20 protein-coding genes and 1 pseudogene are annotated in these 24836 nt (G+C 64.3%); 12 read left to right on the forward strand and 9 right to left on the reverse strand.

Annotated elements, in window-relative coordinates:
- Window positions 1–5: 5 nt before the first annotated feature.
- Window positions 6–551: a GNAT family N-acetyltransferase gene (locus DAT37_RS25630; RefSeq protein WP_109527502.1), complete on the reverse strand. Its 546-nt coding sequence runs from the start codon at window positions 549–551 to the stop codon at window positions 6–8.
- Window positions 552–842: 291 nt separating this feature from the next.
- Between DAT37_RS25630 and DAT37_RS25635 the strand changes: the two genes are divergently transcribed.
- The 4 genes from DAT37_RS25635 (at window position 843) to DAT37_RS44990 (ending at window position 5917) form a co-directional block, all read left to right on the forward strand.
- Window positions 843–1571, forward strand: coding sequence for a TnsA-like heteromeric transposase endonuclease subunit (locus tag DAT37_RS25635; RefSeq protein ID WP_109527437.1), 729 nt, complete (start codon window positions 843–845; stop codon window positions 1569–1571).
- The gene (locus DAT37_RS25640; protein ID WP_232839990.1) at window positions 1568–3628 is read left to right on the forward strand and encodes a Mu transposase C-terminal domain-containing protein; all 2061 of its coding nucleotides are present in this window, start codon (window positions 1568–1570) and stop codon (window positions 3626–3628) included. The genes DAT37_RS25635 and DAT37_RS25640 overlap by 4 nt, the downstream gene beginning before the upstream one ends.
- On the forward strand, window positions 3625–4626 hold the full coding sequence (locus tag DAT37_RS25645) for a TniB family NTP-binding protein (RefSeq protein ID WP_232839991.1): 1002 nt from the start codon (window positions 3625–3627) through the stop codon (window positions 4624–4626). Before DAT37_RS25640 ends, DAT37_RS25645 begins: the two co-directional genes overlap by 4 nt.
- A gap of 169 nt (window positions 4627–4795) precedes the next feature.
- Window positions 4796–5917, forward strand: a complete 1122-nt coding sequence (locus tag DAT37_RS44990) for a phosphotransferase-like protein (RefSeq protein WP_198654426.1) — start codon at window positions 4796–4798, stop codon at window positions 5915–5917.
- Between the two features lie 78 nt (window positions 5918–5995).
- Here the strand turns inward: DAT37_RS44990 and DAT37_RS25655 are convergent, their stop codons facing one another.
- Window positions 5996–6613 carry a hypothetical protein gene (locus DAT37_RS25655; RefSeq protein WP_109527439.1) on the reverse strand — a complete coding sequence of 206 codons (618 nt, stop codon included), beginning with the start codon at window positions 6611–6613 and terminating at the stop codon, window positions 5996–5998.
- 11 nt (window positions 6614–6624) lie between these two features.
- Entirely contained in the window at window positions 6625–7221 is a 597-nt protein-coding gene (locus DAT37_RS25660) for a DUF4192 domain-containing protein (RefSeq protein ID WP_109527440.1), read from the reverse strand.
- A gap of 141 nt (window positions 7222–7362) precedes the next feature.
- Between DAT37_RS25660 and DAT37_RS25665 the strand changes: the two genes are divergently transcribed.
- Both DAT37_RS25665 and DAT37_RS25670 read left to right on the forward strand, forming a co-directional pair.
- Window positions 7363–7941 (forward strand): DUF6907 domain-containing protein, encoded by a 579-nt coding sequence (locus tag DAT37_RS25665; RefSeq protein WP_408637439.1) that lies wholly within the window; start codon window positions 7363–7365, stop codon window positions 7939–7941.
- Between the two features lie 121 nt (window positions 7942–8062).
- Window positions 8063–8602, forward strand: coding sequence for a hypothetical protein (locus tag DAT37_RS25670; RefSeq protein WP_109527442.1), 540 nt, complete (start codon window positions 8063–8065; stop codon window positions 8600–8602).
- Window positions 8603–8638: 36 nt separating this feature from the next.
- On the opposite strand, the gene DAT37_RS25675 is transcribed toward DAT37_RS25670, so the two are convergent.
- Window positions 8639–9241, reverse strand: coding sequence for a hypothetical protein (locus DAT37_RS25675; protein WP_109527443.1), 603 nt, complete (start codon window positions 9239–9241; stop codon window positions 8639–8641).
- Between the two features lie 610 nt (window positions 9242–9851).
- Here DAT37_RS25675 and DAT37_RS25680 point away from each other — a divergent pair.
- Window positions 9852–11291 (forward strand): NF041680 family putative transposase, encoded by a 1440-nt coding sequence (locus DAT37_RS25680; protein ID WP_232839997.1) that lies wholly within the window; start codon window positions 9852–9854, stop codon window positions 11289–11291.
- 536 nt (window positions 11292–11827) lie between these two features.
- Here the strand turns inward: DAT37_RS25680 and DAT37_RS25685 are convergent.
- Complete coding sequence (locus DAT37_RS25685; RefSeq protein ID WP_232839998.1) at window positions 11828–12838, reverse strand: IS3 family transposase; 1011 nt, start codon at window positions 12836–12838, stop codon at window positions 11828–11830.
- Window positions 12805–12972 (reverse strand): annotated as a pseudogene (locus DAT37_RS45670) (transposase); the annotation flags it as partial. The gene DAT37_RS25685 and the pseudogene DAT37_RS45670, both read right to left, overlap by 34 nt.
- Before the next feature lie 631 nt (window positions 12973–13603).
- On the opposite strand from DAT37_RS45670, the gene DAT37_RS25690 reads away from it, so the two are divergent.
- Window positions 13604–14938 (forward strand): sensor domain-containing diguanylate cyclase, encoded by a 1335-nt coding sequence (locus DAT37_RS25690; RefSeq protein WP_109527446.1) that lies wholly within the window; start codon window positions 13604–13606, stop codon window positions 14936–14938.
- A 351-nt stretch (window positions 14939–15289) separates the two neighbouring features.
- A complete protein-coding gene (locus DAT37_RS25700) occupies window positions 15290–15568 on the forward strand; it encodes a hypothetical protein (protein WP_109527448.1) in 279 nt (92 codons plus the stop codon).
- On the opposite strand, the gene DAT37_RS44320 is transcribed toward DAT37_RS25700, so the two are convergent.
- Complete coding sequence (locus tag DAT37_RS44320) at window positions 15544–15927, reverse strand: hypothetical protein (protein WP_157978696.1); 384 nt, start codon at window positions 15925–15927, stop codon at window positions 15544–15546. The genes DAT37_RS25700 and DAT37_RS44320 overlap by 25 nt on opposite strands.
- Before the next feature lie 900 nt (window positions 15928–16827).
- Here DAT37_RS44320 and DAT37_RS25710 point away from each other — a divergent pair.
- The gene (locus DAT37_RS25710; RefSeq protein WP_109527450.1) at window positions 16828–17724 is read left to right on the forward strand and encodes an SDR family oxidoreductase; all 897 of its coding nucleotides are present in this window, start codon (window positions 16828–16830) and stop codon (window positions 17722–17724) included.
- Window positions 17725–18329: 605 nt separating this feature from the next.
- Here DAT37_RS25710 and DAT37_RS25720 read toward each other — a convergent pair.
- Window positions 18330–19055, reverse strand: coding sequence for a TetR/AcrR family transcriptional regulator (locus tag DAT37_RS25720; protein ID WP_109527452.1), 726 nt, complete (start codon window positions 19053–19055; stop codon window positions 18330–18332).
- A 573-nt stretch (window positions 19056–19628) separates the two neighbouring features.
- Window positions 19629–19850, reverse strand: a complete 222-nt coding sequence (locus DAT37_RS25730) for a ferredoxin (RefSeq protein WP_109527454.1) — start codon at window positions 19848–19850, stop codon at window positions 19629–19631.
- A gap of 2261 nt (window positions 19851–22111) precedes the next feature.
- On the opposite strand from DAT37_RS25730, the gene DAT37_RS25740 reads away from it, so the two are divergent.
- Complete coding sequence (locus DAT37_RS25740) at window positions 22112–23431, forward strand: hypothetical protein (protein WP_198654427.1); 1320 nt, start codon at window positions 22112–22114, stop codon at window positions 23429–23431.
- Window positions 23428–24642: a CaiB/BaiF CoA transferase family protein gene (locus DAT37_RS25745; protein ID WP_109527457.1), complete on the forward strand. Its 1215-nt coding sequence runs from the start codon at window positions 23428–23430 to the stop codon at window positions 24640–24642. Before DAT37_RS25740 ends, DAT37_RS25745 begins: the two co-directional genes overlap by 4 nt.
- Window positions 24643–24836 lie beyond the last annotated feature (194 nt).

Below are 24836 nucleotides of genomic sequence, written 5' to 3' on the forward strand. Positions count from 1 at the left end.
CCGGTTCAGTCGGAATCCGGAAGACGCGCGTACATGTACATGTCGCGCGGCAGGCCGTCGATCTTCTGCCATCGGCGCAGCAAGCCCTCACGTCGATATCCGGCCGATTCCGCAGCGCGCCATGATCCCTCGTTCCACGGCTCGACATACAACTCCAGCCGCGTCACCTCATCGAGTGCCGAGCCCCAGGAACTGAGCAGGCGCAATGCCCGGTTTGCGTAGCCGTGACGGCGGTGACCGCGCTCGATCCAATATCCGATCGATACCCGGCCGTGGCCGATCTCGCTCCGCCACAGTCCGATCTGTCCTACAGCCGTGTTGGTGCCGGGATCTGCGATCGCGAACGACCACCCCTCCCCAGTGGCGGCACGGTGGTGCTGGCGTCGAATGAACTCTCGCGCGTCGGCTTCGTCCCCGTTGGCACAGACCGAGGTGATCGCGGGAATCAGAGGATCCTTGCCCACGGCGATGGTCAAGTCCACATCGGAGGCCGCGAACGGTCGCAACCGGACCTTGTCCGCGTCGAGTACCGGCACCACCAACCGTGTCATGAGTTCCACTCCACATCCGACAGTTCGCGATGGCAATCGAATTCGAGTGGTGTCGGTTTTGTGCACGGCGTGGTTTCCTGCCGCGCTCACTGGTGTCGAGATTCGTGACAGAACGACGTCAGAATTCGCGACAAAAGCCAGGCTGTGGGAGGTCTCAGCCGACGGAGACGCCGTAGCTGTCCTTTGCCAGTTGACCTGACGTATTGCCATCGCTCTGGCACAAGTGGGGGGCTTCTGCCATTAACCTGACGCGGATCGTTGGTTCCGACTTCTTGTTCGGGGGTCCGGGTCGTGGGTGCTGTCGTCGCCGTTGCCGGTGGTGATGACTGCTGGGTGGAGTTCATCGATCCGGAGGTCCGAGGTCGCTGTCGGTTGCCGCTGTTGGCCTGCGCGACAATCCGTTTCGAGATGGTCGAACCGGCGCGGAGGTTCCCTACGTTCCGTGGTCAGAAGAACTTCTCGGGGGCGTGGTGGTCGGCGACGACGGGTTCGCACATCGGCTACGAATCCTGGGTGGAGCGGGATTGGCTGATGTCGTTCGACTCGTCACCGCAGGTGAGCGGGATCGGCTCCCAACCATTCCGATTGTCTTGGTCGGCGAAACAGCATGTCCCGGACTACTTCCTGCGGCTGCGCGACGGCGGGGCGATCGTGGTCGATGTCCGCCCGGATTCGCGGATCGACGCCCAGGATCAGACGACGTTCGATCAGACTGCGGCATTGTGTGATTCGGTCGGATGGCAGTATCGCCGCGTCGGCGACATGTCGCCGATCCATGCAGCGAATTTGCGGTGGTTGTCGGGTTATCGCCATCCTCGTTGTCGTCGTCCGGGCCTGGTCGCCCAGTTCGCCGAGGCATTCGCGACGGCCAAGCCGCTGGCCGAGGTGGTCGGTGAGATCGGTGATCCGATCGTGGTGTTGCCGACGCTGTTTCATCTGCTGTGGTGTCAGGAGCTGGCGGTCGATCTCGAGACGAGGCTGTTGGGTCCGGGCACGATCATCGGTGGTGAACGACGATGACCAGCCGCGTCGACGTCTTGGCTCCGGACAGCCGGTTCCGTTGCGGCGGGAGTGAATACACGGTCGTCGAGGTGACCGGCACGGAGTTGAGGATCCGGAATGTCACGGGCGCCGAACGAATCGTCGCAGTTTCGCAGGTCCTCGCCGACCCCGGGTTCGCGTTGCTGGAGCAGCGGCGGCAGCCGCCGTTCCCGCCGTCGGCGGGGCTCACGGATCTGCCTTCGGAGGTCGCTGAGCAGGCACAGTGGTGGGAAGTCCACGTCATCGAGCTGCTTACTGGCCGTCGTCCTGATTCCTCGGCAGCCCCGATGAACCTCGATTACGACCCGTCCACGACGACGATGCGCCAACGCGAGCAGGCGAAGGTCCGCGAGCTCGCCGCGGCCGGGAGGCCGGTGAGCTTGAGAACAGTGCAGCGGATGCGCAGCGCCTACGAACGAGATGGCCTCTGGGCCTTGGTCGACGGTCGATTCGCGCGGCGGACATCGGCCACCGGACGGATCGATCCGCGCGTGGTCGAGGCGACCGCGGCGGCGATCGCAGAGGAAACCGATCGCTCGACCGGCACCATCACCAGGTTGCGGCGGCGGGTCGGGCAACTGCTGATCGAGCTCCACGGACCGGCGGCGCCGCCCTTGCCGCCGGAGCGCACCTTCTATCGGCTGGTTGCGCGTCTGGCCGAGGGCCGGCACACCTTCGGTTCGGCGCGGACCCGCCGGTCGCTGGCCAAACAGCCCGAGGGTCCGTTCGGCACGGTCGTTGCGGCGAGGCCGGGAGAGGTCGTGCAGATCGATTCCACGCCGTTGGATGTTCGGGTCGTGCTCGAGGACGGCACGATCGATTCGGTCGAGCTGACGGGCATGGTCGACTTGGCTACGCGCGCGGTTCCTGCGGCGGTGCTGCGTCCGTCGACGAAAGCGGTCGACGCGGCGCTGCTGCTGGCCCGGGCGTTGACACCGGAGCCGATGCGCCCGGGCTGGAGCGATGCGCTGCGGATGGCGCGGTCGGTGCTGCCCCACCACACCCTCACCGAGCTCGACCAACGCCTGGCCGACGCGGCGGCCAGGCCGGTGATCGCGCCGGAGACGATCGTGGTCGATCATGGCAAAGCCTTTCTCTCCCAGGCATTCCGATCGGCCTGCCGGTCGCTGGGCATCAGCCTGCAACCCGCTCACCCCGACACTCCCACCGACAAGCCGGTCATCGAACGCACGCTGGAATCGGTGAGCACCCTGTTCGCCCAATACGTCGCCGGTTACGTCGGTTCCTCGGTCGAACGCCGCGGCCGCAAAGCCGAACAGGCCGCGGTCTGGTCGATGATCGAGTTGCAGGCGCTGCTGGACGAATGGCTGGTCGCGGTCTGGGCCAACCGGCCTCACGAGGGGCTGCGCGACCCGATCACCCCGGACACGGCACTGACGCCGAACGAGAAATACGCGGCTCTGGTCCGCCTCGCCGGCTACGTCCCCGTTCCGTTGTCGGCCGACGACTACATCGAACTGCTGCCCGCCACTTGGCGAGTCATCAATTCCTACGGGGTCCGGATCAATCGCCGCACCTACGACGACGCCCGGCTGAATCCCTACCGCCGCCAGCATTCCGGCGTCACCGCCCACAACGGGCGCTGGGAGATCCACCACGACCCCTACGACGTTTCCAGGATCTGGGTCCGCAACCACCGTGACGGCGGCTGGATCAGCACCAACTGGACGCATCTGCGCACCTCCCCGGTCCCTTTCGGGGAGCTGGCCTGGCAGCATGCTCGCGAAGTCCTGTCCCAGCGCGGTCGTGACACCGCGACCGAAGCCGAAATCGCTGCCACCGCAGCTGATCTCCTCGACCGCGCCGAACGCGGCCCCGTCCCCGACACGCCCCGGTCACGACGCGACCGCAAAGTCGCCGGACGCACCAAGGCCACCCGCCGCGCGACATCACCGAACCCGCCCCGCGACAGCGACACCGACGAGCCGCCCGGCCCCGAGAAGGCCGAGACCGCGGCGAAGGTGATCCCGCTGGGGATCTTCGACCCCTTCGAGGAAGCGAGCAAACGCTGGTGACGACTACCGGAAACGAGCAGGTCACCGAACCGAGCCGACAGCTGACCACCCTGACCGGTTGGCGGGGGTTCACCCTCGATCACCCGACGATCCCGGACCTGCTGGCACAGAGCGACTGGACCGCGCTCGACTCCGAATCTCGCCACCGCTACGACGAGATCCGCATCGACTACCACACCCGGATGACGGTGATCGCGACAGCGACAGTGAAAGCCGTTGCGCAGAAAGGGCGACGGCTCACGCTGCTCAACCGGCACGCGATCAGCGCCCGGCGCGGTCTGATCCTGTCCGGCGCCGCGGGCACCGGAAAGACCACCGCTATCACCCAGTTCGGCAAGATGCACGAAGTCGCCGACCGGCAGCGACATCCCCATCGCAGCGACCGCATCCCGGTCCTCTATGTCACCGTCCCACCGGCGGCGACCCCGCGCATGCTCGCCGCGGAATTCGCCCGGTTCCTCGGTCTGCCGGTCACCCAGCGCGCGAACCTGACCGACATCATCGAAGCCGTCTGCGGGGTTTGCTGCGACACCGGCACCAGCGTCGTGATCTGCGATGAGCTGCACAATATTTCACTGGCCACCCGCGCCGGAGCCGAAGTCTCCGACACGTTGAAATACTTCTCCGAACGGATCCCGGCCACCTTCGTCTATTCCGGCATCAACGTCGAACGCGAAGGACTGTTCACCGGCACCCGCGGCGAGCAGATCGCCGGACGCCACACTCTGCTGCGCACCGTCGGATATCCCTGCACCGACGACTGGCGCGGGGTCGTCGCCTCGATCGAGAACACTCTGCGCCTCCATGAGCACCGACCTGGAACGCTTACCGATCTCGCTTGCTACCTGCACCAGCGCACCGCGGGCATGATCGGCAGCCTTTCGGCACTGATCCGCGAAGCCGCCCTGGAAGCCATCCTCACCGGCACTGAAACCATCACCAAAGCCAGCCTCGACACCATCGACCTCGACCACGCCGCCCACACCGAATCCACCTAAAAGCAACCACTTTCAATCGATGACCACCCTGACCAATCCCGCAGCGCTGCCGGTCCAGCCTCGGCCACGCCCTGGGGAGACCGCGGAATCGTTCGTGATCCGTCTCGCCGTCGCCAACCACCTCAAACCCAGCTATCTGCGCCGCCACATCACCCCGGGACGACGGGGAATGGGCGGCATCGATCCGGACAAACTCGCCACCGTCAGCGGCCGCACCACACCGGTTGTCCTGCACATCTTCCCCGAACTGGCCGCCCGGCGACGACAACCCAAGCGCCCTGGCATCGTCGCCGAACAACGAAAACGCAAGCAGCGCAACGACGAAGCCAAACACCAGCTCTATGCGGCCATCCGCCGCGACGCTCTCGCGGGCATGTCGGGCAGAGCCATCGAACGCAAGCATCAGGTCGGCCGGCGAACCGTCCAGGCCGCACTGCGATCACCGAACCCGCCCACACGCAAGGAATATCCCCGTCGCGAGCGCCCCGGGTTGCGAGGATTGGAACCACACATCGACGCCCTTCTCGCCGACGCACCGTTGATCTCCATCCGGGAGATCTGGGAATGTCTGCTCGACGACCACCACGCGGCCGTCACCTATCAAGCCGTCCACGACTATGTCTTCAGCCGCCGCGGCCCGACGCCCCGGCCACCTCTGCCGGTCAGCGGACATTCCGCCACCATGGAAGACATGTTTGAGCCCTCCGGCGCCACCGAACACTTTGATGAAACCATCACTGGCCAGGTCATTCTCCTCAACGGCGTGTCGAGTTCAGGAAAGTCCAGCCTCGCGCGCCAACTGCAGCTCGACCTCGAACGCCCCTTCTTCCACATGGGCATCGACATGATCGGCGCGATGCGCTCACAAACCCGAACCCACGAACTCGACCCGACCGAACTCGCCGCAGTCCTCAAACGAACCCGAGCTGGATTTCACCGAGCCGTCGCCGGAATGGCCCACGCAGGCAACGACATCATCATGGACCACGTGCTCAGCGAGCCCTGGCGGCTGAGCGACTGCCTGACCATTCTGGCCGGCATCGACGTCGTCCTCATCGGCGTCCACTGCTCGGCCGACGAACTACAGCGCCGCGAACAGCAACGCGGGGACCGCCCGATCGGCACCGCCGCCCAGCAGATCGAATCCGTCCACGCCCACGCAATCTATGACCTCGAAGTCGACACCAGCAGCGCCGCCATCGAGGACTGCTCCGCCCAGATCAAGAAGTTCCTCGACCAAACCCCACCACCGCGGGCATTCGATCAACTTCGAGCCATATCGAAGCTCTGATTTACGTCAACAATCTGGCAGAAAACCAGCCCAGCCTTCTGCCACATACATGACGCACCCCTGATCACGGCCCGAACGCTACGACACGTCAACTGGCATCGGACAGTAGCGGCCGCTGCCCTTGCAGGCGGTGATGTTGAGGAAGAAGCGTTGGTCGAAGTAGTCGGTGGTGATGTCGCTGTTGTCGTGGTTGTAGGCGTTGGCCAGCGCGCGCAGCGCCCGGCCCAGATCGCGTAGGGCCTGGCTCGGCCAGTCCGCGACATGGCCGGTGTGGTGGCGGTCTTCGCGTACCCATCCCCATTCGTCGGGAATGTCGCGGATCGTGATGGTGATCGACCCGTGCCTGGAGGTGGTGACAGCGAAGCGGATCTCGGCGGGCGCGTCGCCGATGGGGTCGTAGAGCTTCACCTCGCCATGCTGGCCGATCTTGCCCGCGACCTTGTGCAGGGTCTTGATCTCCTCCCGGATCGCCTTGGAGATCACCGAGGTCGCACAGAAACGAGGGACCTCGGTGTACTTCGCGCCGTACCAGGTGGGATCGATATAGTCCGAACGCGTCGGGGTGTCCTGTTGGTCGAGTAGTCGTGCCAGCATCGCCCGCGCGACTTCACGTTCGTAGTCCGGAGTCCGTGGGTGATCGATCAGGGCTTTGAGGGCATCGAGCCTGCCAGGGCGAGCCTCGCTGGTCGAGGGCATGGAGAGTCTCCTTACCGAGAGTCCAAGGGCTGATCGATAGTGACGCCGACGTCGGTGGCGGCCGCGGCGGCCAATCGTGCGATCCGGGGCAGAGTCGTCGGTGGAAGAACACCCTTGTAGACGGCATCGAGCAGTCGGGCAGTCACGTGCCCGGGATCGGCCCCGAGTGCGATCGACAGCGAGGTCTGGGCGAGGACGGTGTCGCCGCGTAGGAATGCGCTGTAGCACAGCAGGACCGCGGGATTGGCGCGGTGCGTGCCGGTGAGAACGCGGGTCAACAGCGTCCACAATGCCTCGGCCTCGTGGGCGTGCTCGCCGGTGGCGGTCGCGGGCAGGCACTGCGACACCGCCGGAATACTCAGCACCGCACCCAACCGCGCGAGATCGGCTGCGGGCAGGGCGGTGCCGTCGGCGAGCGCGGCGATGGCGTGCAGCACTAGTTCGAGGTCGCGGCCGTCGTAGCCGGACTCTTCATCCTCGTATTGGATCTGGGCGCGGCGTCGGAACACCTCGGCGAGAGCCTCGGGCAGCGCCGCCGACACCATGTCGGCGAGCGCGGGATCCGGTGCCGATCCGGCTCGAGGGAACAGCGGGTCGGGCGCAGTCATCGAAACTCCCTACTGGTGGTGGAATGGGAATCGGGTGGGCCTATGGCTTCGGTGTCGTGGGGCGCGGTTACAGTGGCCGGGTGGGCCTGGTTCGGCAGGCTGCGAGTGTCGGGTGACTTGTGGGGAGTCGTTGTGGCCGTGATGTTTTCCTGTCCGACATGGTGCGTGGACCACCGAGACCCACCGCCCGGTGATCCGCGGGATGGGGGTGCGCACTACGGTCCCGAACTCGCGGTCAATCTGTACGACCACCTCGCGTTCGACACGACACGCCAGGTGTGGATCCAGTCGAGCGCTCATGATCGTGAGGGACACCGCCACAGCCTGATCGGTCTGATCGACCCGCACGGCGTGGGCGTCGAGTTGAGCTCCGTCGACGCGCGCCGAGTCGCGCGGATCCTGATTCTGGGCGCGGATCTGGTGTTGGCGCCCGCCGACGGACCTTGTCCGTCGTGGTGCCTCGGTCACACCGAAGTCGGCCACGAGCTCGGTCTCGTGGCGGTGGAGCATCGCGGACCGTTCATGGTGGTGCGCCACCCGCATCCCTACACCTGCGGTGTCGCGATCGCGGTGCGAGTGAGCGCGTTCGATCTCGATGATCGCCGCGAGCTGTGTCTGGAGTTGATCACCCACGGGCTCGCCACCGACCTGACCGGGAGCGAGGCATGCAAGATCGCTGCCCATTTGCTCAACGCTGCCGACCAGATCGACGCCGGTTAACCACGCTGCCACAGCTTCGTCAGGACAGCGCCGAGCGCACGCTTGGTGGTGTGAAAGAGGCGTAGCCTGGTGGGCGGACGGATCAGCGGGCTGACTCAACGAATGTTTGTGAGGTTCAGCGATGTCGTCGCGTCGTCTGCCGCGGTCTCCGCGGAATTCTGCATCACCGGAACTGGTCGAGCGCCTGGAACGCTCGCGTGAACGGGTGCGTCAGCGCCGCGTGCTCGCGCGTCAACGTGAACAGACCATCGCCGCGGCGGTGCGGCGTTACCTGCAAGCCTGGCAGGCGATCACCGCGTGCGAGGCCGCTCGTGATCGTGAGGTCGCGGATCTGCGCGATCGGATCAGCGCGGTCCAGGATCGCGCCACCGAGGAGATCACGCGGCTACATGCCGACCAGGCCGCAACTGCCGCTCTCATCCGTGACCAGGGGCAGAGCGATGACGACGTCGCCGACCTGCTCGAGATTTCCGCGAAGCAAGCCCGCCAGCTGATCAGCACGGCACGCGCACACGCCAGCGACCCCCAACCATCCCGAGCAAGCTCGCAGGAGGTTCCTCGGGCACGAAGGCAGGCTCCTCCGGGATCAGGAAGCAGAGAATTTCCCACGCCCGGGGCTGATTTCGGGGCCGGCCCTGTCGATCGAGGCTCGTCTGATTGACCCCTGCACGGGGTGTTCGTCCGCCGTGATGTCGGGTTACAGGTTGTGGAATCCCGCCGCCTCCCACACCAACCACCGGAACTGCTGCGGGGTGACCGGCTGCCGGGCGGGCACACCGGGGGCGGGGGAGTACGGCCAGGACGCGAGACCGCAGCGGTGGCAGTAGAACCCGGCCGCCCACACGGCGTGCGCGCGGGGTCGACCGGCCGCGATGCGGGCGTTGAGGCGGCGGCGACTTCGGGCACCCAGCAACAGTGCAGCCGCTGGAATGCCCACCGTGAACGGGACCGCCATCGTCCCGATGAAGGTGACGATATCGTGAGGATTTTCCGGGCGCAGAAACTCGAAGATACTCCCGAGGGAGATCAACGGCAGGATCAGCAGCAGCACACCGAAAAAGGTGAGACGGCCCGTGCGAACCTGAGCGGGACCGCGGTCGAACACGCGAGCCAGCGCGCTGGTGTGTGCGCGTTGCATGGTCGCGGTACCGACCACAGGCACCAGTCCACCGGCCGAGACACCGACCCCGGAATACAGGCCGGACCCGTAGCTCGTAGACAGGCCATCGGCGCACAGAGCGGGGACGCTCTGCACCAGATCGAGCCGATGGCATTGCGGGCAGGTGATGTCGAGGTCCATTCAAGGATCCCCCTCCGAAACAATCGCGCCAGGAGTGCGCGTCTGTGGTGCAGGTGCCGTCAATAGATCCTCTCCTTGGTATCCAAGCGGTTGCTGGCTCTGTTGTCGAGGGCTGAACGACCTCTGATTCATGGAGATTCCTTCGGAATCGAGTCGGTGAGCGGGGTTGTGGATCAGAACGGCGCTGCCGCGCGGTCCTGTTGACCGATCGGATCGCGCGCAGACATTCAGGGGTACAGCTAGGCCCGTCGTGGTGGATCGGCCGCGCACGGGGATTCGGCGCAGTAGTGGGATGGCGCCGAAGTTGTAGTGCGGCAACCACAAAGGATGTCCCGACAGGGACTCACCGGCGAAATGCAGACGAATTGGATGCTCGCAGAGCTGCTTTCAGTGGCGACTGTGGTCGATCACACCATTCGGCCAGATGTGACCGCGCCTCGGAGACGGCAAGAATAGACGGCAATGGACAGATTAGCGAGTAGGGGCACTAGCTTGAGTTTTAAGCTCGGGCGGCCGGAGTGTGGGCCCTGGTTGATCTTGAATGAAGCCCTTGGGTGATGATTCCTCTTGCGACAGAGAGAACTTCGATCCAAGGGCTTCGTTGAACAGTGTGCACGACACCGGCTCGACCGGTGCGCTCGGGGACCTGTCGGGGTTCCGGCAGGAGTTGTATCGGTGTCTGACCGCACGAGCGGATGCGTTGTTCGAGCTGGCCGATGCGGTGTTGTGCTCGGACGGGCCGGTGCGCTCGTTGCCGGAGTTGTCGCTGGTCGGTGAGCATCGCCGAGGTCACGGCAGTGTTTACGGCGCGCTGGGCCGAGGCCGGATCGAGGTCGATCGGTTGCGGCGAACGCTGACCGCGGCGCCGTTGCCGCGAGCGGCTGACGGCCGGTTGGTGTTGGCGGTGGATATCACCAGTTGGCTACGCCCGGAAGCGCATACGTGTCCGCAGCGGATTCTGTGTCACACCTACGGCCGGGCCAAGGACTCTCACCTGATGATCCCGGGGTGGCCGTACTCGGTGGTGTGCGCGCTGGAATCGGGGCGTAGTTCCTGGACCGCGCCGCTGGACGCTGTCCGCTTGACTCCCGGTGACGACGCGGCCACGGTCACCGCCGTCCAGTTACGCATCGTGATCGGTAACCTGATCGAGGCCGGGCACTGGCGCCCGGGTGACCCCGATATCTGGGTCGTGACCGACTCCGGCTACGACTCGCCCCGGCTGGCGTTCCTGCTGGCCGATCTGCCCGTGGCCGTGTTGGGACGGATGCGTTCGGACCGGGTCCTGCGCCGGGCCGTACCGCCACGACTGCCCGGTATCAACGGTCGACCACCCCGTCACGGTGGTGAGTTCGTCTTCGGTGACCCGGCCATCTGGGGAGATCCCGCCACGGCAGCCACGACCGATACTCGGCTCTACGGTCCGGCCACCGCCAGATCGTGGAATCGGTTGCACCCGAGATTGACTCACCGCTCGTTCTGGGTCGCCGCGACCGGGGCACTGCCGGTGATCGAGGGCACCGTCATCCGACTCGACGTCGCTCGTCTGCCCTCGGGAGCGATCCCGAAACCGGTGTGGTTGTGGCACTCGGTCGTCGACCTCGACGCCGCGATGGTGGATCTGTTGTGGCAGGCGTTCCTGCGCCGGTTCGATATCGAGCACACCTTCCGCATGCTGAAACAGACCCTCGGCTGGACCAGTCCGAAACTGCGTGACCCGGCCTCAGCGGATCGGTGGATCTGGCTGCTGCTGGCGACCTACACCCAGCTACGCCTCGCCCGCGACCTCACCACCGACCTCCGGCGCCCCTGGGAGAAACCCACTGCCCCGCAACGGCTTACACCCGCTGGGGTCAGGCGGGGGTTTCGGCACCTCCGCCCGAAGACCGCCTGCCCCGCCGGTGCGCCGAAACCCTCCCGACCCGGACCCGGACGACCCGCAGGCCACCCCAACCAGCGCCCGGCACCACGCTACGACGTGCACATCAAGACCGCCGGCAACGCCAGAGCATCGAAACCGGCCGGACCACGACCACGCCGCAGAGCTTAAAACTCAAGCTAGTCCCTAGCTGTACTACACGGTGGAGTTGCGCTGGCGTACCGAACCTCAGGCATGGTCGAAGACCCGACACCACGGTAGCCCGATCCAAATCGCCGCTGCACTCGATGAACTGGTCGTACGTATTCGCCTCGACCCCGCTGTTGCGAAGGCGTGCCGGTAAGGAGCGGCGCAAGTCTGCTACACGGCAGTCGGCTGGCACAACCACGAAGTCGTCGAAAAGCGCACCGAAACAATCGGTCTCACGGATCTTCCCGACGTCCTACACAGCCACGCCTCGGCCCTGCGCGAGAGAGCAACGATGAACGGGTAGATATGTTTGTTCATAGGAATAGTTGCTAGATTGCCTGTCGAGTAATTGATCTTCGACGGTGGCTGTCAGGTCTACTGCACCGCGCTCCTGATAGCCTCGAAACCCGGGGTTGCTGCACGGGTTGGTGACCCTGTCACCAACCCGTGCAGCAGCCCTGAGCAGTCCCCGATAACGAGTCCACCCGGGATCAGAGCCAGGTGATGTCGTTGCGTGTTCAGTTGATCCCGCAGCCCACCGAGTGGTGGGTGTGGGTGCAGGCCGCAGCGTACTCGGCTGGTGTTCGGTAGCCCAGGGCGGAATGCCGGTGCCGTAGGTTGTGGTCGGTTTTGAAGTCGCCGATCACCACTCGGGCTTCGAGCAGGCTGGTCCAGTGGTTGCGGTTCAAGCATTCGGTCCGCAACCTGCGGTTGAACGATTCGATGTACCCGTTGTTCCACGGCGTACCGGGCGGTATGTAGGACATGCCGATCTTGTCAGCGCAGAACTGTTGCAGCGCAACGGAAATCAGCTCGGGTCCGTTGTCCATCCGCAACACCCGTGGTGGGCCACCTGTCGTGGCGAACACCTTCGCCAGCTCGGCGACGAGCCGCTCGGCGGTGATCGAACGCTCCACCACGTGCAGTAGTGATTCGCGGGTGTGTTCGTCGATCATCGACGCGATCTTCACCGCCCGCCCGTCCACAGTAAAATCGAACTGGAAGTCCAACGCCCACACCACCTTCGGTGCGTCGGCCTCGATCGGCGGCACCGACGATACCCCGGCGCGTTTGCGCGGGTGATGCTCGCGGACCTGTAGTCCTTCCTCGCGCCACAGTCGGTGGACCTTCTTGATGTTCACACCGCTGCCCTCGTCGAACCGCAGCGCGGCCCAGGCGCGGCGGAACCCGTGGCCGGGGTGTTTCACCGCGTAGGACCGCAACCAGGCCCGCAACACCGCGTCCGGATCGGCCACGGTGACCGCGACGGGCAGCCGACGGCAGGTGGATCGGTTCAGCCCGACGACCTTGCACGCGAACCGTTGCGACATGCCCATGACCGTCATGAGCATGTCCACGGCTCGACGCTTGGTGGCCGGGTCTAAAATTTTCCCTTCGCGATCTCCCGCAACGCGTCTTTCTCCAGCTCGGCGTCGGCGAGAAGCCTTTTCAGCCTTGCGTTCTGCTCGCGGAGTTCTTTGAGTTCCTTCGCGGCGTCGGTGTCGACACCGCCGTACTGGCGGCGCCAGTTGTAGAGCGTGGCCGCGGAGATCCCGAGGTCGGCGGCAACCTCCTCCCCCGTCTTCCCCGCAGCGGTCAGCTCGTCGGCACGGCGCAGCTTCCGCACGATGTCCTCAGCGGAGTGCCGTTTGCGTCCTGCCATGTGGATCAGTGTCCTCTCCCGGCCTTCATCAGGCCGAACAGGACTCTAATCCAGGGTGGACCCATCTACCGGGAGCGGCTCAGCCCCACCAGACCATCACAACCGCTGAGAATCCACAGCCGACGAAGCTGGCCAGCACGGTCCGTGTCGAATTGGTCCGTGTCGACGGAAACTGGCTGATCTCGCAGTTCGAACCGATCTGAGCGGCATTCCGTCGAGATCATTGAACCGCCACACGCCGATCGGCGTCCGTCACATCAGTTGCTGGGATATGCTGGGCGTGTTCGCCGAGCGCTATTCCAGCGTATCGGGACGGACGAATTCGAAGCCTGCTGCCAGACCTGTTACCGCAGCTTCGCTCGAACATCGCGAATCAGGTGTTCTCCGACGACATTACAAGCCCGCACCGCGTCGATGTACTCGGGCAGCGCTGGCCCCCGATTCGATGCTAGCTGACTATTGCGCTCAATATCGGCGAGCGAGTGTGTCATCTCGTCTATAGTCGGGACTGCACCAGTGATGACCCGCGCAGATGGTCCACAACAAGCCATGGAGATCCCAGCGGACCTGTCGGGCTCCCATCGAGTTGCTGGGATTCTTATAGGGCAAGGGGAATGGTTCAGAGGGCGCTATGGAGGAGCTTCTGCGTTCGGATTTGATATCGCGGTGGTGGCAGGTGCTCAACCCCACCGGCGATGCAGCGATATCGTTCTTGCAGGCGCGTGATGTGCTGGATGACTTGGTCGCGGCACTCGAGGCTGGGCTTACCGCAGATCCCTTCAACGCCGCTGTGGGTCTACGTGTCGGAGAGCGCGTCGCAGCCTTGGGTTTTATCGATCCGGGCGTGCCCGCCGCGTCGGTGGAGGTGCTGCATGGCCTGGCGGAGCGCGGAGTCGCAGGTCTTGCGCAGACTGTCGCGGAGCGTCGCATTACAGCGTTACTGGTCGCCGTGGGGCAAGGGCATCAGCGGTCGTCTCGGCCCGAAGCCTTTTCGGTACCTGTTGGCGCCGACGCGGCGGACATGCGGGCCGCTGGAGCGGACGAGCGGGGAGATCGGTTCCGCATGGTATTCGACCACCTGGCGGTGGCGGTCGCCATCGGTGACACCGAGGGAAACCTGGTGGAGGTCAACCAGTGTCTGGCCGACATGATCGGTGTACGAATCGAGGAGTTGCGAGGGTGCTCGATCTTCCGCTTCGCCCATCCGGACGACGCTGCAGAGATCGACAACCTGGTGTTCGACAGACTGGTTCGGGCACGTCAGGGCACAGTGCGGCTGGAGCGTCGAATAGTTCGCGCCATCGGCGAGGTGGTCTGGGTCGCTTTTTCGATCACATTTGTGAGGGGGGCACATGGGCAGGCGGACTATCTACTGGCTGTCGGGGAGGACGTGACACAGCGGCACCGGCTCCAAGAGGAACTGCACTGGCAGGCCCGCCATGACCAACTCACCGGTCTGTCCAACCGGCGGCACCTGCTGGAGGAGATCGAGAAAATGGGAGCGATAGCCGGACATGACGGACGGGTCGGATTGTGTTTCGTCGATCTCGACAGATTCAAGGAAATCAACGACTGCTACGGCCACGGAGTCGGTGATCAGGTTCTGCGTGCCGTTGCGACTCGTATGCGCGACAGCCTCGCTGCCGAGGGCTCCCTGCTTGCTCGGCTCGGGGGCGACGAATTCGTCGTGCTGATCTCGCCGCCCGTCGACGTCGACAGCGTCGGCGGCGTCGCCGACACGCTGGTGTCAGCGTTGGCGGATCCGATCCTTGTCGGTGAGCACAGTGTCCAGGTGTCGGCCAGTGTCGGTGCCGTCGTGACCGTAGTGGCCGGCGTGCGGCCCGAGGAGTTGCTCGACGCTGCGGACCGTGAGCTTTACCGTGCCAAGAACAGTGGCAAGGAACGGTGGGCGCTGCAGGTGCTCGATACCGGGACACACACGAAGAGGGACGCCGGGAACATTTAGCCCGAACAAATGACCAGCAGATGCCAGCACTCCGGGGGAGCCGTCAGTCCGGTCGCGGTATTCGGCACCATAGAACCGAATCGTGTTCTCCGCTGGCGCGATCAGTGCCTGCGGGTCCGGGCAAAGTGTATTTCCTTCGTAGCCACCTGCTGTTGCTGCGACCACCCTTGTTGGCGGCACGGACCACCGCAGTACGCCGGTATGAGCGTTTCGCCGAGAAGGATCAACTCGCGTAGGTCGGGCTCGGTGTTGGTCCAGATGCCGCTCGGCTGCGCGAGCACGGCGTCGTATGAGGAGAGTCCGCACCTGCCTGGATACCCGAACCGGACACACGGTGGGATCACCGGAGTGATGACGGTCTCGCCGCAGATCGCGCTGAACCTTGCCGATCCCGAGACTCCGGATCTGGGAGCAGGACCGGGCTTGCTCGAACTGGAGATGTTCGAACGCCCACATATCAGCTCGACCGTCGCGCCTGGAGAAGCGATCGGTGCCGAGCGCAAGTTGCCCTCGGCTCAGCGGTGCCGATCGCTTCTGTTCGATGAGCGTCGAGGTTTCGATTATTCTCATCGGCACCCGGAAACGCTCGGATTGGACAGGGCGGATCACCTGAGTGGTGGGCTCGGATAGATAGCATCCAGATTTCCGCCATAGAGCGGGAGATCGGGATTGCCACCAAGCTCTCGAACGATGGTGTTCAACGGCGCCAGCGCCTCTTCCATCTCACCTTTCGCGACCAGGAAGGAACGAACGTGGAACGCGGAGACGAGTTGCAGGTTGCGGTCACGCTCGTTCTCGGGTTTCGGCAGCTCACCTGTGAACGGCGGAGGAAACACTGCTGCGAGACCGAGGCAGACCAGCTCTTCATATGCTGCGAAGAGTTGAGGATCGCCCAGAACAGTCTCGACGCGGTCCCGGCGGTCGACCATGTTCCAGTAGTTCTCGGCGACCTCGTCCCCGGTGTGCCTGCGCGGGGTGCCTGCGTACACGCCCTTGGGGCCTTCAGTGCGACGCTCAGCGACAGGACATCAGTACGCGAAGCCCAGTTAATGCTCAGCGAAACCTTGGCCTGGCTGGAGCCCGGCATGTAGCCGATGCGCCCGTGGTGAAGAGCAGGGCCCGTCACCACGCGCGATCATTTCGGGTAGCACTGCCTGCATAGTGGTGGTCGCCCCCAGAACCTGGACTCGAACTGCTCGAGCACGTTGTCGTCGTCGAGCGAGAGCACATCGACCAGGTCCGACATGTTGGGCAACCGGCTGTATTCGAGTACATCGATCCGACCCAGTCGCTATCGGATCTCCGAGATGGCGGTGCTGAGCTGTAGACGATCCATCACGTCGGCGACGCCGACGAGGGCCTCGATACCCTCGTTCGGCGAGGTTCGCCGCGAAGTCGTCCAGGCTGTCCTGGCGTCGTGCGATCATCCCGATCCGGTAACCCTCTCGCCCGAATCGGCGAGCCAGCCCCCTCCCGGATCTCCGGTCCCATACCCACGACCAGAAGTGCCTTCGCAGTCACATTTTCCTCTATCACTCGGTTGCTTACAGTTGCCGGTCGCAGCAGGGCCGGTGGTCTACCGGTTTCCGTCGCCCGACCACGTCCTGGGGTCGGCTGTGCCTCGGCGCATTCTTCGAGTGGACGACCCAGGATGCCGCGACAACATGATGTTCCAAGTGCGCGCAGATCGACCGACTCACCTGCAAGTGGCTCACCCGCTCTTCCTGTTTGACGGGCATCTCGGGATGAGTGGGCGTCGAACGTGGTGAGGATCGTCCTCGCTACCCGCAGCCGCCCTGGCTCATCCCGCTGAGGCTAGCTAAAATTAACTAGCTATATGGTATGTAATTGGCGTCACCCAGACAACTCGATTGTTAGGACCGAAGACATTGACTACATCTCCCTTCACCTCCCGTGCGCTCGCGGGTAAGCGAGTACTGATCACCGGTGGCGGTACCGGTCTGGGCCGGGGTGTCGCACGACATCTGGTAGAACTCGGCGCGGAGGTGCATCTGTGGGGCCGGCGACCGGAGGCACTCAAGGAGTCCGCCGCGAACGCTGCGAGTTCTCGCCGTGGCGCCGCGTTTTGGCACACGGTCGATGTACGCGACCCGGATCGGGTTTCGATGGTCATGGACGACATCTGGACCACTCATGGACCGCTGACAAGTGTCATCAACAACGCTGCCGCGAACTTCATCGCTCCGACGGAGTCGTTGAGTCCGCGTGCATTCGAGGCAGTCGCCTCAACGGTGATGAAGGGCTCGTTTTATACGGCGCACGCGGCGGCGAGTCGATGGATCAAGGACGGGATACCCGGCGTCATATTGTCCACGTTGACGACGTGGATTTGGACGGGCTCCGCGTTTGTCGTGCCCTCGGCGATGTCCAAGGCCGCGGTTCATGCCATGACGATGTCGCTGGCGGTCGAATGGGCCAGGTACGGAATCCGGCTCAATGCCATTGCTGCGGGGCCGATCCCGACCGATTACGCCTGGGAGATGCTCAGTCCCACCGAGAAGAGTTCAATCGGCGCCACCCAACCCGACCAGATCCCGATGGGACGCACCGGCACCGTCGAGGAGTTGGCCAACCTCACAGCGTTTCTGCTCTCGGATGCCTGTGACTATCTGACGGGGCAGACTATCGCCATGGACGGTGGTCAAATGCTCGCGGGCCCGGGTACCTTCGCTGGTTTGACGTCGCTGTCGGCGGAGGACTGGGCAGAAGCGCGCGAGCGTAGCAAAGCCGCGACCGAAGCCGCCAAGGCTCAACGCGCAGTCTGATGCCCGGCATTCTCGCCCGGAACGGGCTCGACATTCCGCTGTCGGCGTCAGCACGCCGCGCAAACCGGCTCGCCCCCTATTCGATGAATCGGGTGCTGTATTCACCAGTCGCTCGGCAGGATTCGTATCCTGGGTGGATCGGTTCTGACGCGACCAGCCATCTGTAGTTCGAGAATGATCCGGTCGACGTGGCCTTCGACGGTTCCGCTGTTGCAGGCCACGGTATGACCGTCGGTGACGGCTTCCTGGACGCGGCAGAGGCGGACGGACGAACCTAGCTCCGGTCGAGGTTCGTCGTCGACATCGCGCTGGTGCAACCGGGGCTCGAGTACGTCAGGTGGCCGCACCTGTTCGCCCGTATCGGCGCTGACGCGGTCGAGGTCGACGATCTCGCATTGGTTCGTAGCCGGACAGTCGGAGTCTCGCTGGATCGGTCAAAGCAATATCGTTCGGCGGCAGGTCTGTTCGGCGCTCAGGATCTGCTGCCAGAGGGGAATGTCGCGACCGACGTCCGTCGACATGCGGCCCGCCAACCAGGCTCGTCCCTTCGCATTGGGTATCAACGTCGATGCTCTCGTGTTGGTGCCCGAATTCCGTTGGAAATATCACGCGGATTCGAGCGGGCGCGACTGCGAGCAGATGCGCTGGAGCTCGTTGTACGCGGTGAGCACCGCGTCGCGGGCGGCGCGAGCGGCGGTCTGCGGGTCGCTGTTGACGACCAGCTCCTCGGAATCGGCCATCGCGATATGGCACAGCATCTGCCAGGTGGCCACCACCAGGCGCACGCGCAGGGCACCGGGAGCGTCGCCGGTGCGTTCGGCCAGGCATCGGGTGATCGCGGTGGTCTTGGTCTCGCCGAATTCCAGGGCGCGGGCGTTGACCGCCGGGCTGTTGCGCGCGATGCGCTGCATTTGCTGGAACTGCCGGAACGAGGTGACGTCCCCGCCGTCGGCGGCGCTGTCGATGATCGCCAGGTAGGCGTTGCACAGCGCGCGCAGATCGCTGTCGGCGCGCGGCTGCTGGCGCAGGGCGGTGGCGACGCCTTCGCCGAAATCGGAGACCGGGCCGAGGATGATGTCCTCTTTGGTCTCGAAATACCTGTTCACGGTGCGTGGCGACACGTCGGCGGCGTGCGCGATCTGCTCCACGGTCGTCGCCTCGAAGCCCTGGCTGTCGCACAGGTTCAGGGCGACTTCGATGATGCGCGCGCGGGTCTGGATCTTCTTGCGCTCGCGCAGACTCGGGCCGCAGCGTCCCCGAGCCGGGCCGGTGGCGCGGGCATCGGCGGCCACGTCGATCAGCGGCGACGACCCAGCAGGTTCTGTTTTCATCGTCACCAACTCGAGGTCATAATTGGGTCGTTGAAATGAACCGCCGCTTGCAATTCGCGCATACAGAAGAGTTCATCGCCATCCGGACACACAGGAAGTTCGTCGGATCAGCCAGAGGTGGCATTGGCTGATCCCGGGCGAACCGCTCAATCCGAGGAGGGGAGTGGCTTTGGCTCTTTGGGACCGAGATCTCGACCATCGGCCGAGAGTGGGCCGGCTCCCGCTCGGGTGCACAGCAATTCGAGGCCCGATTGGTCATCGACATATCGTTTGCCGAGGATGACCCCGAGAGGTGCGGCCGGTGCGCTATCAGGCGTGCCGGACTGGGGCGCGGCAAGTATTTCCATGGTGACGCCCCCGCAGGTGAGTGCCAGCGGAGTTTTGGGAGCCCTCACTACGACCACCTGCGTTGAACAGCAGGTGCTGATCAGTCGGGCGCCGGGTTTGAGGTTGATCGAGTCGTTCATGCGACACCGTCGCCTTCTCGGGCGCTCAGGGGCACCCGGTGTGGAGGAATTCCGAGTTCAGGCAACGTAATGCCTGCTTCGAGGGGCGTGATCGGTCACCAGTGAGCTAGGCGCGGTTGCGGCGGATTTGCAGCACGCCCTCGGGGCAGCTCTGGGCCGCCACTTCTGCCGAGGTGAGTAGCTCGTCCGGGATCTCGGGCATCGCGGCGACAACGAAGCCGTCGCCGTCCAGCGAGAAGATCTCGGGACTCACCTCGGCGCAGATGCCGTACCCACAGCACTTGCTCTGATCGATCTCGAGCAGATTTGCGGCATGGACGCGGTCCATCGGTACCTCCTTCTCCTGTACTAGTCGACACTATATTCACTTTCTGTCCTATATGCACGCTACGTGGTTGAGGTCGCACGGCTGCCATACCGTGGGTCACACGGCGCGAGAGGGGGATCGCTGTGAGCGGACAAGGGGCCACCGCCGATAGGGGGCGAATCGGTGGTCGTCGTTCGAAGCGAGGTTTGGCGGCGCAGGCGTCCGGGAGTTGGTTCGGTGTGGGGAAGGGTGGTGGGCCTACGCGCTCGGCTGGCAGGGCGAGCCGGGACATCGGTCGGGCCGAGCGTCCTCGGGTAGTTACTCCTGGTGTGGCTGAGACAGGCTGGCGCTATATTGCTCAGAATGCCCGCGCTGGCGCGGTACCCGCACAGCAGGGTCGATGAAGACCGATAACGACAAGCCGGAGCGCATTCTCGACGGAACTTTGATCGCGCTGGCGCGTCGCGGCGTCCGGAAGAGTGACGTTGGTGAGTAAGCCGTATCTCACGCGGCGCGCTGTACGGGTACGTCGGCAGCAAAGAAGAGTTGCTCGGATCGATCGCGGCCAACGTCGAGCAGTCGGCGAAGAACGACCTCGTCCGTGCAATCGAGGAACGCCCTGCTCTGGAGGGCAGGGGCGCCGTAGTGTTCGAATCCGTAGCGAACCGGCTTCGAACACATCCGGAGTCCGTCCAAGTGATGGCCATGGAGCCGCGCTACGGTATCGGCGTCATTTCGACGGGTCTTGCCTGAATTCGTCTCCTTCGTCGAAGAGTTGCGGCCCAGCCCTCGACGCGACCGATATTGTCCGCGCGGGTACGTCGAGCATTTCGCAACTCGCGGAATGGGTTCTGCGCGCGACGGTGTCGACCTGTTTCATCCCGGGGGCCGCCGATCAGGGCGGGATTCCGCGTGCAATCGACGCACTGCCTTGTCTCAAAGTCCGGGAGATGCGGGGATAGCGACTTTGAAGCGGCTGACTGTAGTCGTGGCTCGTTGCCGCGTCGACGATCGACGCCGAGTATGCGCCGTTTTCCGAGTCGGATCGGACAGATTCGCGACCCGGCGAGGCAGAGTTCATCCGGCTGACCGCGGCGGTCGGGTGCCCGATGGCTCGACCCTCGGTCGGTCAGCACTCGCGGTCGGCGTAAGTGCGACGGTGGCGGGCGGTGCTCCCGCGATCGAAGTGTCACGCGAAGTCGAGTTCATGCGTGCTCCGACACTCCAGCTAACCATCTGTTACCGAGCTGCGAGGCCGATCGCCGCCAGCTGTGACAGCCTAGGCAGTGTGGACAGATTTAGTACTATATGTCACACTTCGGGCATCATCGCTCGCGCGAGCCCGGAGGCCGTGCACGGTCAACGCGAGTACTTCTTTCGAGAAGGAGAAGTAGTAGAGAGTATGCAACAAAAGGCTGGTCGCGCTCGCACTTGCCAGTGTGGTCGAAACATCGGTTGGCTGTAGCTCGTCTTCGGAGTCTGCGGAGGTACGTAGCGACATTGACGACGCCGGGCGTGTTTACGATGACGAACGCCATGGGATATCTCGGGATTGCTGCCCGGACGGCACGATCACTCGGGCGAGTCGGGACGGCACGCTGTCGGAGTTTCAGTGGATCGTCTACGACGCTGCCTCCTATGCGCTGCTGCAGCGCTGATCCGAGGTTGGGCAACGCGCTCGACGGTTCTCGACAAGGAACTGGGGATGCGGGCGAGCGCTCCTGAGCAAACTCTTGGCCGCATTAATTATATGTTCATGTAATAATTAACCTCCAGTAATTCTCGCCGGCTCGATGTGGTCGCGAATCGTTCCGGAGTGTGTATATGCCCAGTTCGATAGGTTGATATGTCGCGGCTGCTCCCGCTTTCGATGCGGTTCGGGGCATGCGGGGGCAGCTGCCGGCTTGGTGAATTCTGCCCAATGCGCAGTTGTCGACGGTTGTCGCGCGAGGGGCCGGGCAGGCTGCGGGCTGAGCCTGAACGAAGCCCGTACGGTCCGTATAAGCACAGATGGATGCCTATAAACCGTGTTCATCGCGGCTGGGTCGGTCTCCCCTGCGGTCTTCTCGCCGACTGGATGGTTGGCGCGTAACCGGCTCTGAGATAAAGTATTAGCCAGCATAATAATTTTGTGAAGAGGAATGGAGTCGGTCATGACCACATCCAGCGGGCCACATACCCCAGGGGCTCAGGAACGGCGTGCGGCGAGCCCATCGGAGCCGCGGGCTGCCGTGGCCGGGCATGGTATTCGTGACATCTTCACCGATGCGCAGGTGGCGAAGATGCGATCCAGCCTCGACACCTTCCGGTCAGGGCCCGGCTACGAACCGGGCAGCTGGAAGGTCAGCGATGCGAACCGCCGGGACGATGTGGTGGGCTCACGCCCGGTGAGTGTGCGTATGCGCGACCTGACGCTGCGAGTCACCGAACAGATGAGCGACGTGTCGCTCAGCCACCAGCAACGGCTGCGCCTGTTGGAAGCGCTGGTCCGAGCCGGAGTTTCCTCGCTGGAGACATCGTCGTTCGGTCGTGGTCATACCGTCGAGGAGATGCGCGAAGAGGTCGAGACCGCCAAAGCGATCAATCCGGATTGCGAGCTGGTCTACACCGGGGCTGCCACGGAACGGCACATGCGCATGGCCGCCGAGTCGGGTTATGACGTGGTACGTGTGTTGTCCGGAGTCTTCCTGGGCGATGCGTTGCCCGCGTACGCGGGCGCTGTATATCACCGGGCATGGCAGGGCCGCGAGTGGGACGGTTTACGTTTCCCCACCAGTCCCGGTGAAGTCACCGCACGGGCTCAGCGGCTCATCGAGCTCGGCGCGTCCCACGGTGTAAAAGTTGGCGGCAGTGTGCTGTTGCTGTCCTACGCGACCGACGAGGATGTCGCCCAGTACTGTCGGGGTATCGCCGAGGCCGGTGCCTACGATGTGCAACTCGGTGACCACGCCTCGGGCACGTCTCCGGAGGCATTCGCTCATTTCGTCCGCATCAGCCGTGAGGCGGGTGGCGATATCGAGGTAGCCGCCCACACCCACGACATGTTCGGCCTGGCCACGGCTACGGCGGTGGCGGCAGGCCTGGCCGGTGCCACCATCCTGGAGGCCTCGGTCAATGGATTCACCGAGGGGCCCGCACAGGGCGATCTCGCGCACATCAGCGGCGCCATGGAAATGCTGTACGGCGTCCATACCGGGATCGATCTCGCACAGCTGACCCCTCTCTCACGGCTGACCGAGAAGCTGATCGGTCAGAGCAGGCCTGGTGACTGGGGCCTGACCGGTACAGCGATCTTCGACTACGGCAATGACGGTGACGAGTACGCGCAGGAGCTGAAAGTCGACCCGCTGATCCATATGGGCGTGGCGCCCGAAGCTGTCGGTAACGACCGGCAGCTGCGGATCGGCTCGACGTCGGGACCGTGGACCATGTGGGACAAGCTGGACGAACTCGGCATCGAGGTCGGCCGCGAGGAGATCCCGCAGGTGCTGGAGGCCTGCAAGCGGGGCATGGCCGAATTGGGCCGGGGACTCACGGATTCCGAGATCCGCGAGACCGCGTTGCGAGTGCTGGATTCCACGCGCGCGGGCGTCGGCTCATGAACTCCTTATCGGAAAAAGCCGACAGTGCGCCGGCCGGCATTCTGAGCGGTATCAGGATCGTCGACTTCAGCCGGATCCTGGCGGGCCCGTTCGCCACTCAGATCCTCGGGGATCTGGGGGCCGAGGTGATCAAGGTCGAGGCGCCCGGCGGTGACGACAGTCGGGCATACGGTGGAGCCGGTGGGGGAGTGCGCCCGGTGTTCGCCTCGTACAACCGGAACAAGAAGAGCGTCGTCATAGACCTGAAAAGCGATCAGGGACGCGAGATCGCGCAGCGGCTGGTGCAATCGGCCGATGTGCTGGTGCACAACTACCGTGTCGGCGTCGCCGAAAAGCTCGGGCTCGGATACGAGGATCTGAAGGCGAACTGCCCTCGGCTGATCTATTGCGCGATCACCGGCTTCGGCAGTTACGGCCCGCTCCGAAGCAAGGCGGCGGTAGATCTGATTGCACAGGCATACAGCGGACTGCTCAGTTTCACCGGAGAACCGGGCCGAGACCCGGTACGAGTCCCGGTGTCGATCAGCGATCTGACCGCTGGTATCTACGCGGCACTGGGAATACTCGGCGGACTGCTGTGGCGCGAACGTGGCGGACAGGGCCAGAAGATCGAGACCTCGCTGTTGGAAAGCCTGCTCAGCCTCATCAGCGTGAATCTCACCCAGGCGATGTTGACCGGTGTGCCGCCGCAGCCGATGGGCACCCAGAACGGGATGGGCCAGCCCAATCAGGTATTCCGAGCTCAGGACGGCTTGGTCGCGGTGGCCGCTGCGAACGACCGGATGTGGGCCCGATTCTGCGGAGTCCTCGAGGCAGACGAGCTCGCCGAAGACGAGCGATTCGCGGTTTTGGCCAGCCGATACGCCCATCGAGACGAGCTGGTCGAGGAAATCTCGTTGCGAATGAAATCTCTGACTGTCGCCGAGTGTGTAGCACGGTGCGACGAGGCCGGAGTCGTATGCGCGCCGGTGCTGAGTCTGGACCAGGTGGCGGTGGACGAACAGGTGCGAACGTTGGGCGCGATTGTGCGAGTACAGGTCGACGGCAAAGAGATCCCGGTGGTCGCGAGCCCGCTGCATCTGTCCAGTACTGCGCCGGTCGTCTCAGCCGATCCGCCTGCCCTCGGCGAGCACACAGCCCAGATTCTCGACCTGCTCGGTTACGACCCGACGCAGGTAACAGAATTTCGCGAAGCGGGGGTGATCGTGTGAGCACACCACAGCTTCCGGGTGATATCGAGGCCTTCCGGGCCTCGGCGCGCGCATTCATCGAGACCACACTTCCGGCACTGCCGTCGAAGTCGGAGATCGACTCCGACGATCGCCCCTCGATATCGCTGTTTACCGAGCGCGCCGCCGAGTTGGCCGCGGTGGGGGCTGCCCGACAGTGGCGCGCTGCCAAATTC

This window comes from Nocardia aurea (genome assembly GCF_003123685.1).
Lineage (GTDB): Bacteria > Actinomycetota > Actinomycetes > Mycobacteriales > Mycobacteriaceae > Nocardia > Nocardia aurea.